This is a genomic window from Paraburkholderia sp. EG287B (assembly GCF_040965595.1).
GTDB lineage: Bacteria > Pseudomonadota > Gammaproteobacteria > Burkholderiales > Burkholderiaceae > Paraburkholderia.
In genome coordinates, this window is the sequence record NZ_JBFRCG010000005.1 from 22312 (window position 1) to 36833 (window position 14522).

At 65.0% G+C, this 14522-nt stretch carries 14 protein-coding genes; 9 read left to right on the forward strand and 5 right to left on the reverse strand.

What is annotated here, in order from left to right; translation table 11 throughout:
• Window positions 1–42 precede the first annotated feature (42 nt).
• From AB4Y40_RS09685 to lpxC, 5 genes are all read left to right on the forward strand, one after another.
• Window positions 43–798 (forward strand): cell division protein FtsQ/DivIB, encoded by a 756-nt coding sequence (locus tag AB4Y40_RS09685; protein WP_322033927.1) that lies wholly within the window; start codon window positions 43–45, stop codon window positions 796–798.
• Between the two features lie 27 nt (window positions 799–825).
• Complete coding sequence (gene ftsA, locus AB4Y40_RS09690; RefSeq protein WP_042270315.1) at window positions 826–2058, forward strand: cell division protein FtsA; 1233 nt, start codon at window positions 826–828, stop codon at window positions 2056–2058.
• A 141-nt stretch (window positions 2059–2199) separates the two neighbouring features.
• Window positions 2200–3402, forward strand: a complete 1203-nt coding sequence (gene ftsZ / locus AB4Y40_RS09695; RefSeq protein WP_028207795.1) for a cell division protein FtsZ — start codon at window positions 2200–2202, stop codon at window positions 3400–3402.
• A 263-nt stretch (window positions 3403–3665) separates the two neighbouring features.
• Window positions 3666–4175, forward strand: coding sequence for a peroxiredoxin (locus tag AB4Y40_RS09700; RefSeq protein WP_368687502.1), 510 nt, complete (start codon window positions 3666–3668; stop codon window positions 4173–4175).
• A 259-nt stretch (window positions 4176–4434) separates the two neighbouring features.
• Window positions 4435–5352 (forward strand): UDP-3-O-acyl-N-acetylglucosamine deacetylase, encoded by a 918-nt coding sequence (lpxC, locus tag AB4Y40_RS09705; RefSeq protein WP_133183019.1) that lies wholly within the window; start codon window positions 4435–4437, stop codon window positions 5350–5352.
• An 89-nt stretch (window positions 5353–5441) separates the two neighbouring features.
• On the opposite strand, the gene AB4Y40_RS09710 is transcribed toward lpxC, so the two are convergent.
• A complete protein-coding gene (locus tag AB4Y40_RS09710; RefSeq protein WP_368687503.1) occupies window positions 5442–5915 on the reverse strand; it encodes a DciA family protein in 474 nt (157 codons plus the stop codon).
• Window positions 5916–6257: 342 nt separating this feature from the next.
• Here AB4Y40_RS09710 and secA point away from each other — a divergent pair, with 342 nt between their 5' ends.
• The 4 genes from secA (at window position 6258) to mutT (ending at window position 11744) form a co-directional block, all read left to right on the forward strand.
• The gene (gene secA, locus AB4Y40_RS09715) at window positions 6258–9062 is read left to right on the forward strand and encodes a preprotein translocase subunit SecA (protein ID WP_368687504.1); all 2805 of its coding nucleotides are present in this window, start codon (window positions 6258–6260) and stop codon (window positions 9060–9062) included.
• A 120-nt stretch (window positions 9063–9182) separates the two neighbouring features.
• Entirely contained in the window at window positions 9183–10424 is a 1242-nt protein-coding gene (gene argJ, locus AB4Y40_RS09720) for a bifunctional glutamate N-acetyltransferase/amino-acid acetyltransferase ArgJ (protein WP_368687505.1), read from the forward strand.
• A gap of 19 nt (window positions 10425–10443) precedes the next feature.
• Window positions 10444–11316 (forward strand): ATP-binding protein, encoded by an 873-nt coding sequence (locus AB4Y40_RS09725; protein ID WP_368687506.1) that lies wholly within the window; start codon window positions 10444–10446, stop codon window positions 11314–11316.
• Window positions 11313–11744 (forward strand): 8-oxo-dGTP diphosphatase MutT, encoded by a 432-nt coding sequence (gene mutT / locus AB4Y40_RS09730; protein WP_368687507.1) that lies wholly within the window; start codon window positions 11313–11315, stop codon window positions 11742–11744. The genes AB4Y40_RS09725 and mutT overlap by 4 nt, the downstream gene beginning before the upstream one ends.
• An 89-nt stretch (window positions 11745–11833) precedes the next feature.
• On the opposite strand, the gene AB4Y40_RS09735 is transcribed toward mutT, so the two are convergent.
• The 4 genes from AB4Y40_RS09735 to AB4Y40_RS09750 form a co-directional block, all read right to left on the reverse strand.
• Window positions 11834–12028, reverse strand: a complete 195-nt coding sequence (locus AB4Y40_RS09735) for a DNA gyrase inhibitor YacG (protein ID WP_028207803.1) — start codon at window positions 12026–12028, stop codon at window positions 11834–11836.
• A 49-nt stretch (window positions 12029–12077) separates the two neighbouring features.
• A complete protein-coding gene (zapD, locus tag AB4Y40_RS09740; protein ID WP_254356868.1) occupies window positions 12078–12833 on the reverse strand; it encodes a cell division protein ZapD in 756 nt (251 codons plus the stop codon).
• A gap of 128 nt (window positions 12834–12961) precedes the next feature.
• On the reverse strand, window positions 12962–13582 hold the full coding sequence (gene coaE / locus AB4Y40_RS09745; RefSeq protein ID WP_368687508.1) for a dephospho-CoA kinase: 621 nt from the start codon (window positions 13580–13582) through the stop codon (window positions 12962–12964).
• A gap of 4 nt (window positions 13583–13586) precedes the next feature.
• Window positions 13587–14504 (reverse strand): A24 family peptidase, encoded by a 918-nt coding sequence (locus AB4Y40_RS09750; protein WP_368687509.1) that lies wholly within the window; start codon window positions 14502–14504, stop codon window positions 13587–13589.
• Between the last annotated feature and the right edge of the window lie 18 nt (window positions 14505–14522).

Below are 14522 nucleotides of genomic sequence, written 5' to 3' on the forward strand. Positions count from 1 at the left end.
ACCGACGAATTGCCGAACCAGTAGTGAACCGACAATCTCGAAATGTGGAATAACGTACGCCAGCTCAACCTTGCCGCCAACGCGTTGCACGCGCTGCTCGCGCTCGCGCTGCTGGCGGCCGGCTGCTACTGGCTCGTGCAGCGTCCGAACTTCGCGCTGCGAGAGATCCGCATCGAGGGCGACACCGAGCACATCAACTCGCCCACCGTGCGTGCGAGCGTGGTCGGCCGGCTGAAGGGCAACTTCTTCACTGTCGATCTCGATACGGCGCGCGCCGCGTTCGAGCAGATGCCGTGGGTGCGTCACGCGAGCGTGCGCCGCGTGTGGCCCAACGCACTGGCTGTCACGCTCGAAGAGTACAAACCGCTGGGCACGTGGGGCAGCGATCAGCTCGTGAGCACGGATGGCGAACTGTTCACGGCGAACCAGGGCGAACTCGACGAAGAGTTGCCCGCGTTCGACGGCCCCGACGGCACGGCGCCCGAGGTGGTTGCGCGCTACCGCGACCTGGAGAAGTGGTTCGCGCCGCTCGGGCTCACGCCCGACGAAGTGACGCTCTCGCCGCGTTACGCATGGACGGTGAAGCTCTCGAACGGCATGCAGGTGGAGCTGGGCCGCGAGCGCAACGCCGACACACTGAGCGAGCGTTCTCACCGCCTCATCGCGGCATGGTCGGCGGTAACGCAACGTTGGGGCAAAGAGATCGAATACGCGGACTTGCGTTATCCAAACGGGTTTGCGATAAGGGCGGCCGGCATGCGCTTCATCAGTGACACGCCCGCTCCGGGCAAGAAGTAACAGGACATCACACGCAACGAGCACGATATGAGTAAAGACTATAAGGATCTGCTGGTCAGCCTCGACATCGGGACGTCGAAGGTGGTGGCCGTCGTCGCCGAATTGAAGGGCGAAGGCCACTACGAAGTGATCGGTCTCGGCCAGAGCGAATCGAAAGGTCTCAAGAAAGGCGTGGTGGTGAACATCGAGGCCACAGTGCAGTCTATCCAGAGAGCGCTCGAAGAAGCGGAACTCATGGCCGACTGCAAGATCACTAACGTATTCACCGGCATTGCGGGTAGCCATATTCGCAGCTTCAACTCGAGCGGCATGGTCGCCATCAAGGAGAAGGAAGTCACGCAGGCAGACGTCGCGCGCGTGATCGAAACGGCGAAGGCGATCAACATCCCGACCGACCAGCAGGTGCTGCATATCCTCACGCAGGAATTCATCATCGACGGCCAGGAAGATGTGCGCGAGCCGATCGGCATGAGCGGCATCCGCCTGGAAGTGAAGGTGCATATCGTGACGGGCGCGGTGAGCGCGGCGCAGAACATCGTGAAGTGCGTGCGCCGTTGCGGCCTCGAAGTGAACGACCTCATCCTGCAGCCGCTCGCTTCGTCGCTGGCGGTGCTGACCGAGGACGAGAAGGAACTGGGCGTGGTGCTCGTCGACGTCGGCGGCGGCACGACCGACATCGCGATCTTCAGCGAAGGCGCGATTCGCCACACCGCGGTGATTCCGATCGCGGGCGACCAGGTGACGAGCGACATCGCCATGGCGCTGCGCACGCCCACGCCCGACGCGGAAGACATCAAGGTGAGCTACGGCATCGCGAAGCAGGCGCTCGCCGATCCGGACGAGATGATCGAAGTGCCGGGGCTGGGCGAGCGCGGTCCGCGCACGCTGTCGCGCCAGGCGCTCGCCGCCGTGATCGAGCCGCGCGTGGAAGAGCTTTTCTCGCTCGTGCAGCAGGTGGTGCGCGAGTCGGGCTACGAAGAACTGCTGAGCTCGGGTGTCGTGCTCACGGGCGGCGCCGCGATGATGCCGGGCATGGTGGAGCTGGGCGAGGACATTTTCCTGAAGCCGGTGCGCATCGGCGTGCCGGAATACGCGGGCGGTCTGGCCGACGTGGTGCGCAATCCGCGCTACTCGACGGCGATGGGCCTGCTCGTCGAAGGCCGCTCGCAGCGCATGCGCGGGCGCAAGGTTGCAGTGCAGTCGGGGTCGATGGGCCAGGTCTTTTCACGCATGAAGGACTGGTTCCTCGGCAACTTCTAACCACAGAAGTCGCAGGACAGAAGGCGAAGTACAAGCTTCGAAAATCGCGCTGGTGACGGCGGCTAGCGCGCAGTGGAAGGTTGCCCGATCTTCCACTGGATAACGGCCGAGGAGCGGAATCTTTTTCTTGACGGAGGCAACATGGAATTCCAGATGCTGGAAACCGAAACCAACGGCACCATCATCAAGGTGGTAGGCGTTGGTGGTGCGGGCGGCAATGCCGTGCAGCACATGATCAACCGCGGCGTGCAAGGCGTCGACTTCATCGTGATGAACACGGACGCACAGGCGCTCTCGCGCTCGCGTGCATCGGCCGTGATTCAGCTCGGCAACACGGGCCTTGGCGCCGGGGCGAAGCCGGAGATGGGCCGCGCGGCAGCAGAAGAAGCCCGTGAGCGCATCGCCGACGCACTGCGCGGCGCACACATGGTGTTCATCACCGCCGGCATGGGCGGCGGCACCGGCACGGGCGCAGCCCCGGTCGTCGCGCAGATCGCCAAGGAGATGGGCATTCTCACAGTTGGCGTGGTGAGCAAGCCGTTCGAGTTCGAAGGCGGCAAGCGTATGCGCGTGGCGGAAGCCGGCTCGCAGCAACTGGAGGATCACGTCGACTCGCTGATCGTCGTCCTGAACGACAAGCTGTTCGACGTGATGGGCGATGACGCCGAGATGGACAAGTGCTTCCAGTGCGCGGACGACGTTCTGAACAACGCAGTTGCCGGCATCGCCGAAATCATCAACGTCGACGGCCTCGTGAACGTCGACTTCGAAGACGTGAAGACGGTGATGGGCGAGCAGGGCAAGGCGATGATGGGCACGGCGACGGTTGCCGGTGTCGATCGCGCACGCCTCGCGGCGGAACAGGCCGTGGCGAGCCCGCTGCTCGAAGGCGTCGATCTGTCGGGTGCGCGCGGCGTGCTGGTCAACATCACGTCGAGCCGTTCGCTGCGTCTGTCGGAAACGCGCGAAGTGATGAACACCATCAAGAGCTATGCCGCAGAAGACGCGACGGTGATCTTCGGTGCGGTGTACGACGACGCGATGGGCGACGCGCTGCGCGTGACGGTGGTGGCAACGGGCCTCGGCCGCGCTGCGAAGAAGCAGCAAGCCGCGCCGATGCAACTGCTGCGCACGGGCACGGACAACCAGCCGATCCCGGCTCCGGCGGGTTCGTACGCACCGCAGCACAGCGGCCACGGCAACACGGCCGACTACGGCGCGCTCGACACGCCGGCAGTGTGGCGCACGTCGCGCGACACCGCGGCTTCGCACGTGCAGGCGCTGCAGGAAAAGGGCGTCGACACGTACGATATCCCGGCGTTCCTGCGCAAGCAGGCGGACTGACACGCGAGCCGATCTGACTGCGGCAGGGCACGCGTTGCCCTCGCCCGCAGACAGACAGCGCGCTGCGTAGCAATGAAGGCGAGCAAGGCCAGCAAGGCCGCATCCGCGAGGATGCGCGGCAGGGACGGTTGCCCGCCACGCGTTGAGCGTGGGGGACAGGCGCGGTGTCGCCAGGCGTTCCTGTGTAACCTTGGAGTACATCGTTGCCCAACATTGCACGACGCCAGCGCGACACGCTTGCGCATCGTTGCGAAGGACGAGTCATGATCAAACAGGGTGAAACGCTGCCCGAAGCGACCCTCTTCGAGTTCGTCGAAGACGCGCGCGAGGGTTGCACGCTGGGGCCGAACAGCTTCGACGTGCAAAAGGAAGCGGCGGGCAAGCGCGTGGTGATCTTCGGATTGCCGGGCGCGTTCACGCCCACGTGCTCCGCGAAGCACGTGCCGGGTTACGTCGAGCACTATGACGCGCTGCGCGCGGCCGGTGTCGACGAGGTCTGGTGCGTGTCCGTCAACGACGCGTTCGTCATGGGCGCGTGGGGACGCGATCAGCGTACCTCGGGCAAGGTACGCATGATGGCCGACGGCAGCGCAGCGTTGACTCGTGCACTCGGACTGGAGCAGGATTTGTCGGCGCGTGGCATGGGAATCCGCTCCCAGCGCTATGCGATGGTGGTCGACGACGGCGTGGTCAAGACGCTGCACGTCGAAGCACCCGGCAAGTTCGAAGTGAGCGATGCTGCGAGCATACTTGCCACGTTGACCCGCGCATGAGCGCGTTCGCGGGCGCGGCGTTGCCCTGAAGCAACGTGTACCTGCGGCGCAAATGTGACAGGCGATTACGTGAGCCCAGCGGGCCGATTACCCCGGGAACGCCTCCGTTCCGGGCGTCGGCCCGCGCTCCATCCCCATTGGGTAACACGGGGAAACAGTTTGTCACGCCGGTGAAAACGACGGACTCGGCGCAACTGGAGTATAATTCGTGCTATGAATTAAAAAGTCCCGATTGGGATTTTCAATGAGCAAGAAGACCATGTTGAAGCAGCGAACCATCAAATCAATCGTGAAGACAGTCGGCATCGGCCTGCATTCGGGGCGCAAGGTCGACCTGACGCTCCGTCCGGCGGCGCCGAACACGGGCATCGTGTTTTCGCGCGTGGATTTGCCGACGCCGGTGGACATCCCCGCATCGGCGATGGCGATTGGCGATACCCGCCTCGCTTCGGTGCTGCAGAAAGACGGCGCACGTGTCTCGACGATCGAGCACCTCATGTCCGCCTGCGCAGGCCTTGGCATCGACAACCTCTACGTGGATGTGACCGCCGAGGAAATTCCGATCATGGACGGCAGCGCGGCTTCGTTCGTGTTCCTGATCCAGTCGGCGGGTATCGAGGAGCAGAACGCTCCGAAGAAGTTCATCAAGGTCAAGAAGCCCGTGGAGATCCGCGACGGCGACAAGTTCGCACGCCTCGACCCTTACTTCGGCTTCAAGCTCAAGTTCACGATCGACTTCCGCCACCCGGCCGTCGACAAGACGGGTCAGGCGCTCGAAGTGGACTTCGCGAATACCTCGTACGTGCGCGAAATCGCGCGCGCCCGCACGTTCGGCTTCGCGCACGAAGTCGAGATGATGCGCGAGCTGGGCCTCGCGCGCGGCGGCAGCATGGACAACGCCATCGTGCTGGACGAGTACCGCATTCTGAACAACGACGGCCTGCGCTACGACGACGAGTTCGTGAAGCACAAGATGCTCGACGCGATCGGCGACCTGTACGTGGTCGGCCATCCGCTGCTGGCGGCGTACGACGCGTACAAGTCGGGCCACGGCCTGAACAACGCGCTGCTGCGCGAGCTGCTCGCGAATGAGGACGCCTACGAGATCGTTACGTTCGACGATCCGCAGAAGGCGCCGCGCGGCTTCGGCTACGAGGCACAGACCGCATTCGCCTGAGTTTCGGGTGCGATCTGGCAGTAAAAAGGGCAGCTATATGCTGCCCTTTTTCTTTTTTGCGCGGCTTCGAGAAATTTCGGCGCCGCAGATCAGCGCTTTTTGGTGTGGCGCGCCGCCATCTTCGCGAGGGCGGCCTGCAGCGGCGAGGCCTCGAGCGTCTCGCTCAGCGCCTGGAGCGCTGCCGCGCCGGCCGGCGTCATGCGCGCCTGCTTGGGCGGCGTGGGATCTTTCACGGCTTGCGGACGCACGCGGATGCGCACACTGTTCAACGCCCAGCCGCGCGCCTGCAGGTCCGCCACGAGCCGGGGCTCCAGATGCCGCAACCGCGCGGCTAGCGCATTGTGCGCGGTGAAAAGGGCCAGCGTGCCGTCCTTGATGAAGCCGGGCTCGACGCTCGCCGCGAGATAGTCGGGCAGCAGCGCGTTCAGGTCGCGCTGGATCGCCGCGATCTGCTCGACGCCGGCGCGCAGCGGCGCGAACGCGTCCGTGCGGCTCAGCACTTCAGCGAGCGGCTGGGGGGCGCGTGGTCCCCTGGACCTTGAAAACGGCGAGAAACGGCTCATGTGGCGTAAGGAGGGGCGAGCGCGCGGACGGGACTCTGATGCCGTCATTGTAGCCTGCGCACCGCTCATCCAAGCGCCTTCAGGCCATTCGGCCAGGGCCGCATCGCGGCCCTTCGCCGCACGGCGGGAAGGCCGTCCGTGCGGGCACCGCGCGCCAGAGCCGTCTTCGCGCTGACACAGGCGGGTGAGAGGGCGCGTGCTAAAATGCCCGATTCGAATCCACCATTTTTGGGCTAAAGCCGCCGAGGTCCCTCCGGTCCGGATGCGTAGTGCACACATGCACAACCCGCTGAACCCGCCCTCAGGAATCACGGCCGAAGCCGCGACGCAGACACCGATCCGATGACCACCGGTTTCTTACAGAAAATCTTTGGCAGCCGCAATCAGCGCCTGATCAAGCAATATCAGAAGACGGTCGCGGCGATCAACGCGCTCGAACCGAAGATCGAGCAGTACACCGACGAGCAACTGCGCGCGAAGACGGTCGAGTTCCGCGAGCGCGTGGCCAATGGCACCTCGCTCGACGAACTGCTGCCCGAGGCGTTCGCCGTTTGCCGCGAGGCGAGCAAGCGCGTGCTGAAAATGCGCCACTTCGACGTGCAGCTGATCGGCGGCATGGTGCTGCATTACGGCAAGATCGCTGAAATGCGCACCGGCGAAGGCAAGACGCTCGTCGCCACGCTGCCCGTCTACCTGAATGCGCTGTCGGGCCGCGGTGTCCACGTCGTGACGGTGAACGACTACCTCGCGCAGCGCGACGCCGAATGGATGGCGCGCCTCTACAACTTCCTCGGTCTGTCCGTCGGCATCAACCTGTCGCAGATGGACCACGCGACGAAGCAGGAAGCGTACGCCGCGGACATCACCTACGGCACGAACAACGAGTTCGGCTTCGACTACCTGCGCGACAACATGGTCTACGAGACCGAGGCGCGCGTGCAGCGTGCGCTGAACTTCGCCGTGGTCGACGAGGTGGACTCGATCCTGATCGACGAAGCGCGTACGCCGCTCATCATCTCGGGCCAGGCCGAAGACCACACCGAACTCTACGTGCGCATGAACGCGCTGCCGCCGCTGCTCGAGCAGCAGATCGGCGAAGAGAAGGCCGACGGCACGGGCGTGGAAAAGCCGGGCGACTACACGCTCGACGAAAAGGCGCGCCAGGTGTTCCTCACCGAGTCGGGCCACGAGAAGGCCGAGCGCATGCTCTCCGAGTGGGGCCTGATCGGCCAGGGCGAAAGCCTCTATGCGCCGCAGAACATCACGCTGATGCACCACGTGTACGCCGCGCTGCGCGCCCACACGCTGTTTCACAAGGACCAGCACTACGTGGTGCAGAACGGCGAAGTCATCATCGTCGACGAATTCACCGGCCGTCTGATGGCCGGCCGCCGCTGGTCGGACGGCCTGCACCAGGCCGTGGAAGCGAAGGAACACGTGAAGATCCAGAGCGAGAACCAGACGCTCGCTTCGATCACGTTCCAGAACTACTTCCGCATGTACGCGAAGCTCTCGGGCATGACGGGTACGGCCGACACCGAAGCGTACGAATTCAACGAGATCTACGGCCTCGAAACGGTGGTGGTCCCGACGAACCGCACACCCAAGCGGATCGACAAGCAGGATCAGATCTACAAGACGGCGAACGAACGCTACGACGCCGTGATCCGCGATATCCGCGAATGCTACGAGCGTGGTCAGCCGGTGCTGGTCGGCACGACGTCGATCGAAAACTCGGAGCTGCTTTCGAACCTGCTCACGAAGGCCGGTCTGCCGCACGAAGTGCTCAACGCGAAGCAGCACGCGCGTGAAGCCGCGATCGTCGCTGAAGCGGGCCGTCCGCAGCGCGTCACCATCGCCACCAACATGGCGGGCCGCGGTACCGACATCGTGCTGGGCGGCAATGCGGAGAAGCAGGCAGCGTTTATCGAAGCCGACGAAGCGATTCCCGCCGACGAAAAGGCGCGCCGCATCCAGCAACTGCACGACGAGTGGCAAACGCTGCACGATCAGGTGAAGGCCGCGGGCGGTCTGCACATCATCGGCACCGAGCGTCACGAGTCGCGCCGGATCGACAACCAGCTGCGCGGCCGTGCGGGCCGTCAGGGCGACCCGGGTTCGTCGCGTTTCTATCTCTCGCTCGAAGACCCGCTGCTGCGCATTTTCGCGGGCGACCGCGTGCGCGCGATCATGGACCGCCTGAAGATGCCGGAAGGCGAGGCGATCGAGGCGGGCATCGTCACGCGTTCGATCGAATCGGCGCAGCGCAAGGTCGAAGCGCGCAACTTCGACATCCGCAAGCAGCTGCTCGAATACGACGACGTCTCGAACGATCAGCGCAAGGTGATCTACCAGCAGCGCAACGAACTGCTCGAAGCGCATGACATCACCGAAACGATCGGCGCGATGCGCCATGGCGTGATCACCGACATCGTGCGCCAGTTCGTGCCGCACGGCAGCATCGAAGAGCAGTGGGACGTGCCCGAGCTCGAAGAAGTGCTGCGCAACGAATGGCAGCTCGACCTCGCGATCCAGGAGATGATCAACGAGTCGTCGTCGATCGACGCCGATGAAATTCTCGAAGCCGTACTGGCCGCCGGCGACGAAGCGTACGAGCAGAAGGTCGCGCTCGTGGGCCGCGAATCGTTCAGCGCGTTCGAGCGCTCGGTCATGCTGCAAACGCTCGACCGCAGCTGGCGCGAACACCTCGCGGCGCTCGACCACCTGCGCCAGGGCATCCATCTGCGCGGCTATGCGCAGAAGAACCCGAAGCAGGAGTACAAGCGCGAGGCGTTCGAACTGTTCGCCGCGATGCTCGAAGCCGTCAAGCTCGAAGTCACGCGCATCGTGATGAACGTGCAGATCCAGTCGCCGGAGCAGCTCGAACAGGCGGCCGAGCAGATCGAAGAGCAGGGCCATCATGTCGAGAACGTCGAGTTCCGCCATGCCGAATTCGCCGAAGCCGACACGGCGCCGGCTCCCGCGGCTGCCGCACCGGTGGCTGCCGACGCCGCCGCCGCGATGGTGGGCGCGGCCATGAGCCATACGCCGCCGGTGGGCAGCGAGATGCCGAAGGTGGGCCGCAACGATCCGTGCCCGTGCGGCAGCGGCAAGAAGTACAAGCAGTGTCACGGCAAGATCGCGTGACGCAGGCTTGAACGTAGATTCCGGTGGCCCGCTTTCCCTGGCGGGCCTTGCGTTTTGAATCCCGATGCCGGCCAGGCTCCAGCGCCCTGGCCGGCATTGCCTTTTCGACAGGTCGCCACCATGGCTGTCAATTTCCCCTCGATTGATCCCGCACAACTTCATCCGGTCGCCGGCGTGACGCTCGGCTGGGCGGAAGCCAACATCCGCAAGCCCAATCGCAAGGACGTCCTGGTGATTTCCGTCGACGAAGGCGCGAGCGTGGCCGGCGTGTTCACGCTGAACCGTTTCTGTGCCGCGCCGGTGACGGTGTGCCGCGAACATCTCGCGAAGGTGCGCGCCGGCGGCAAGGGCATTCGCGCGCTGGTGGTGAACACCGGCAATGCGAACGCGGGCACCGGCGAGCCGGGCATGAAGCACGCCCGCGAGACCTGCGATGAACTCGCGCGCCTGGCCGGCCTCGAATCCTCGCAGGTGCTGCCGTTCTCGACCGGCGTGATCCTCGAGCCGCTGCCCATCGACCGCCTGAAGGCGGGCCTGCCTGCCGCGCTGGCGAACCGCAAGGCCGCGAACTGGTACGACGCCGCGCAGGCCATCATGACGACCGACACGCTGCCGAAGGCCGTGTCGCGCCAGGTGACGGTCGACGGCCACACCGTCACGTTCACGGGCATCAGCAAGGGCGCGGGCATGATCAAGCCGAACATGGCGACCATGCTCGGCTTCCTCGCTTTCGATGCGAACGTCGCGCAGCCCGTGCTCGACGAACTCGTGAAGTACGTGGCGGACCGCTCGTTCAACTGCGTCACGATCGACGGCGATACCTCGACCAATGACTCGTTCATCATGATCGCCTCGGGCAAGTCGAGCCTGCCCGCGATCACCTCGACGGATACGCCCGCCTACGCCGCGCTGCGCGACGCCGTGACGGCCGTCGCCCAGGAACTCTCGCAGCTGATCGTGCGCGACGGCGAAGGCGCGACCAAGTTCATGACCGTGCAGGTGGAAGGCGGCAAGGACGTGGCCGAGTGCCGCCAGATCGCCTATGCGATCGGCCATTCGCCGCTCGTGAAGACGGCGTTCTACGCATCGGACCCCAACCTCGGCCGTATCCTCGCGGCGATCGGCTATGCCGGCGTGACGGACCTCGACGTCGACAAGATCGACCTGTATCTCGACGACGTGCTCGTGGCGAAAGCGGGCGGTCGCAACCCGGCCTACCGCGAAGAAGACGGCCAGCGCGTCATGAAGAAGAGCGAGATCCTGATTCGCGTGCTGCTCGGCCGCGGCGACGCGCAGGCCACGATCTGGACCTGTGACCTCTCGCACGACTACGTGAGCATCAACGCGGATTACCGCTCCTGATTTCAAGCGCCTTCACCACATGGACAAGCTCGAACAGTTTCTGACCCGCGCCGAAGCGCTGCTCGGCCGCCTCGAGGCCGTGCTGCCGCCGTCGGCACCCGATGTCGACTGGAACGCGGCCGTCGCGTTTCGCTGGCGCAAGCGCCAGGGGCGCGGCTTCCTGCAGCCGGTGCCCGCGATCTCGCTGATCTCGCTCGACGACCTGCAGAACATCGACCGGCAGAAAGATCTCATCGACCGCAACACGCGCCAGTTCGTGCAGAAGAAGCCCGCGAACAACGTGCTGCTCACCGGCGCACGCGGCACCGGCAAGTCATCGCTGATCAAGGCCTGCCTGAACGCGTACGCGCAACAGGGCCTACGCCTGATCGAAGTCGACAAGGACGATCTGCATGACCTCGGCGATATCGTCGATCTCATCTCGACGCGCCCCGAGCGCTTCATCGTGTTCTGCGACGACCTCTCGTTCGAGGAAGGCGAATCGGGCTACAAGGCGCTGAAGGTGGCGCTGGATGGCTCGGTGGCTGCGCAGTCGGACAACGTGCTGATCTACGCGACCTCGAACCGGCGCCATCTGCTGCCCGAGTACATGAGCGACAACGAGACGTACAAGCACATGCCCGACGGCGAGATTCATCCGGGCGAAGTGGTGGAAGAGAAGATCTCGCTGTCCGAGCGTTTCGGCCTTTGGGTGAGCTTCTATCCGTTCAAGCAGGACGACTATCTGACGATCGTCGGCCACTGGCTGCGCCATTTCGGTTGCGACGACGCCGAAGTCGAATCGGCGCGCGGCGACGCACTCGTCTGGGCGCTGGAGCGCGGCTCGCGTTCGGGCCGCGTGGCGTGGCAATTCGCACGCGACTGGTCGGGCAAGAAGGCGCAAGAGGCATGAGCGCCGAGGCCAACACCGCAAACGATGCTTCCGGAAAGACACGCCCCGTGACGGAAGTCGCGGTGGGCGTGCTGGTGCAGCCCGATGGCCGCTACCTGCTCGCGCAGCGCCCCGCAGGCAAGCCGTATGCAGGCTACTGGGAGTTTCCGGGCGGCAAGCTGGAACCGGGCGAAACGGTCGAAGCGGCGCTCGCGCGCGAGCTGCACGAGGAGCTGGGCATCGACGTGATGGTGTGCCACCTGTGGCACACGCTTGAACACGACTACCCGCACGCCTACGTACGGCTCTACTTCTGCAAGGTGACCGAGTGGACCGGCGAGCCGCATGGCCGCGAAGGTCAGGCGTTCGTCTGGCAGTCGCTGCCGGCGAGCGTCGAGCCGCTCTTGCCCGCGACGATTCCCGTGCTGGAGTGGCTCGCCGCGGAGTAACACCCAGCGGCCACGACGATGCAAAAGGCCGCTGTGTGTGATGCACAGCGGCCTTTTTTCGTCCGGCGCAAGCGCGTCGCGGCGCTCGCTTACTGGCGCGTATCGGTGGGCGGCGCGTCTTCAGGCGGCGTTTCGTCGTCGGCGCCGCCAATGCGGTATTTTTCGGCCGCCCATGCGCCGAGGTCCATCTGCTTGCAGCGCTCGGAGCAGAACGGTCGGAAGCGGTTTTCCGGCACCCAGCGGACTTCCTTGCCGCAGGTCGGACATTTGACGACAGTGGTCATGCGATAGAACTTTGGTTGCGTTGAGTCTGGCGTGGCGGCGCGTCCGGTTTTACAGGCTGCACAGCGTGAGCTGGAACGGCACGTCCTGATCGACGGCCCGCGGACGCAGATCGCCATCCTGCACGGTGAAGCGCACCCACAGCATGTACTTGTTGGCGCTCGCCTCGGGAATCATGCGCAATTCCGGTGCCACGCGGACCTGCATGAGCTGATACGCACGGCCCGACAGCATCTGCTGATAGCTGCCCTGCATCGCCATCACCTTCGACGCCTGGCCCGACTCGCGCGCGAGGCGTAGCACGATGGCGGCGGCGTCGCGCAGCGGCAGCAGCGGCGTGACCCATTTCGCGATGTCCTGGCGGCGCTGATCGGCGTGCAGTTGCTGCCACGCGTAATACGACGGCAGATCGAACTTGCAGGTGCCGCCGGGAATGATCGCGCGGCTGCGGATGCTCGTGAGCCACTCGTTGTCCATCAGGTGCTGGCCCGTCTTGCCTTGCATCTGCGTGAGGCCGGCGAGCGTCTGCTCGATTTCGCCCAGCACGGTTTCGAGCGCATTCTGCTCGATGCCGGGATTGCCGCGGAACGGCGCGAGCGTTTGGCGCTGCCGCTCGAGTTCCTTCATGAGATCCGACTTCAGGTCGGCGCGGCCTGCGACTTCGGCGATTTCGAAGAGCGTCGTAAGCGCGACGTGATGTTCCCTCGGATCCTCCTGGGTCAGGAAAAACGTGAAGCGCTCGAACAGGTCTTCGAGGCGCAGCAGCGTCCGGATTCGCTCGTTGAAGGGATACTCGTAAAGAATCAAGCGCGCTCGCCTCGGGCGTGGTAGGTGACGGATTGCAGGACATTCTAATGCCGTGGGACTACGGTCGCAATCGCGCCGGGCCGGCGCTATGCCGATGTGACCCGCTAATCGCGCGCGGATGGCGCCTTTTACGCTTTACTGGCCTTTTCGGCAGCGAGCCTGAGATACGTCTGGTGCAATGCGTCGACGTCCTGATCGAGCGTTTCGAGCGTCGCACCGTTGTCGTTCACCACCACGTTGTCGGCGGCCGCGAGGCGTGCTTCGCGCGTGGCCTGCCGCGCGATGATGGCGAGCACTTGCTCACGTGTGAAGCCATTGCGGCGCATGACACGCGCGATCTGCGTTTCCACGCTGCAATCGACGGTGAGCACGCGATCGACACGCGTTTTCCAGGTGCCCGACTCTACGAGCAAGGGCACGACCACGATCACGTACGGCCCGCTGGCCTCTCGCGTTTCGCGTTCGGTCTCGGAGCGGATCAACGGGTGCGTGATGGCCTCGAGCCGCTTGCGCGCGGACTCGTCGCCGAACACGAGCGTGCGCATGCGCGCGCGGTCCATCGAACCGTCCGGCGCGACGAATTCAGGGCCGAATTCCGCGGCGATCTGCGCCATCGCGACGCCGTGCGGTGCGGTAATGCGATGCGCGATGAGATCGGTGTCGACGATCGTCACGCCGCGCGCGGCAAAGCCATCCGCGACCGTGGACTTGCCGCTGCCGATGCCGCCCGTCAATCCGACCGCGAACATTTGATCAGTTCCCCCACGCAAATACGCCATACAGCGGTGTGCCCGCAAACAATGTGACGAGTGCGCCAGCGGCCAGATACGGGCCGAACGGCAGCGGCTCTTCGAAACGCATGCGTCCCGTCAACGTAGCGATGATGCCGACGAGCGCGCCGGCCACTGCGGCGATCACGACGATCTGCGGCAGCGCGCTCCAGCCGAGCCATGCGCCGAGCGCGGCGAGCAGCTTGAAGTCGCCGTGGCCCATGCCTTCTACGCCACGCAACAGCTTGAAGATCCAGTAGACGCACCAGAGCGCCAGATAGCCCGCGACCGCACCGATCACCGCTTCGCGCAGCGTGACGAAGGTGCCGGCAAAATTGACCAGCAACCCGACCCACAGCAGCGGCTGCGTGATCTCGTCGTGCAGCATCTGGTGTTCGAGGTCGATGGCGCTTGCAGCGATGAGCGTGGCGCACAACACGAAGGCGGCGAGCGCCTTGCCGGTGGGTCCGAAGGCGAGCAATGCGCCGGCCGCGCAGGCCGCGCCCGCGATCTCGATGAGCGGGTAGCGCACGCTCACGCGCGCATGACAGTGCGAGCAGCGCCCGCGCAGCGCGACCCAACTGAGCACCGGGATGTTTTCCCGCGCGCGCAGGACGTGGCCGCAGTGCGGGCACGCGCTGCGTGGGAGCCAGAGGTTGTAGCGCGCAGGCAGCCCGTCTTCTTCGAAGAGCGGACCGGGCGTGCCCGTCGCTTCGGCCACATCGGCGCGCCACGCGCGCTCCAGCATGATCGGCAGCCGGTGCACGACGACGTTGAGGAAGCTGCCGATGACGAGCCCGAACGCAATGGCGAAGACCATGAGCACGCCGAACGGCAGAGCGGCGAGAGCGGCTGCGAGCGGCGTTGCGGTATCGGGCGTGGACAGGAGTTGGACGGGCATGAGAGGGAACCGGAATCT

Excerpts from the sequence above, each read along its gene's own strand:
- AB4Y40_RS09735 (WP_028207803.1), bottom strand. The coding sequence starts at position 12,028 with ATGACCACTGTCGTCAAATGTCCGACCTGCGGCAAGGAAGTCCGCTGG.
- argJ (WP_368687505.1), top strand. The coding sequence starts at position 9,183 with ATGGCTGTCAATTTCCCCTCGATTGATCCCGCACAACTTCATCCGGTC.
- coaE (WP_368687508.1), bottom strand. The coding sequence starts at position 13,582 with ATGTTCGCGGTCGGATTGACGGGCGGCATCGGCAGCGGCAAGTCCACG.
- ftsA (WP_042270315.1), top strand. The coding sequence starts at position 826 with ATGAGTAAAGACTATAAGGATCTGCTGGTCAGCCTCGACATCGGGACG.
- AB4Y40_RS09750 (WP_368687509.1), bottom strand. The coding sequence starts at position 14,504 with ATGCCCGTCCAACTCCTGTCCACGCCCGATACCGCAACGCCGCTCGCA.
- ftsZ (WP_028207795.1), top strand. The coding sequence starts at position 2,200 with ATGGAATTCCAGATGCTGGAAACCGAAACCAACGGCACCATCATCAAG.
- AB4Y40_RS09710 (WP_368687503.1), bottom strand. The coding sequence starts at position 5,915 with ATGAGCCGTTTCTCGCCGTTTTCAAGGTCCAGGGGACCACGCGCCCCC.
- lpxC (WP_133183019.1), top strand. The coding sequence starts at position 4,435 with ATGTTGAAGCAGCGAACCATCAAATCAATCGTGAAGACAGTCGGCATC.
- AB4Y40_RS09685 (WP_322033927.1), top strand. The coding sequence starts at position 43 with ATGTGGAATAACGTACGCCAGCTCAACCTTGCCGCCAACGCGTTGCAC.
- secA (WP_368687504.1), top strand. The coding sequence starts at position 6,258 with ATGACCACCGGTTTCTTACAGAAAATCTTTGGCAGCCGCAATCAGCGC.
- AB4Y40_RS09725 (WP_368687506.1), top strand. The coding sequence starts at position 10,444 with ATGGACAAGCTCGAACAGTTTCTGACCCGCGCCGAAGCGCTGCTCGGC.
- AB4Y40_RS09700 (WP_368687502.1), top strand. The coding sequence starts at position 3,666 with ATGATCAAACAGGGTGAAACGCTGCCCGAAGCGACCCTCTTCGAGTTC.
- mutT (WP_368687507.1), top strand. The coding sequence starts at position 11,313 with ATGAGCGCCGAGGCCAACACCGCAAACGATGCTTCCGGAAAGACACGC.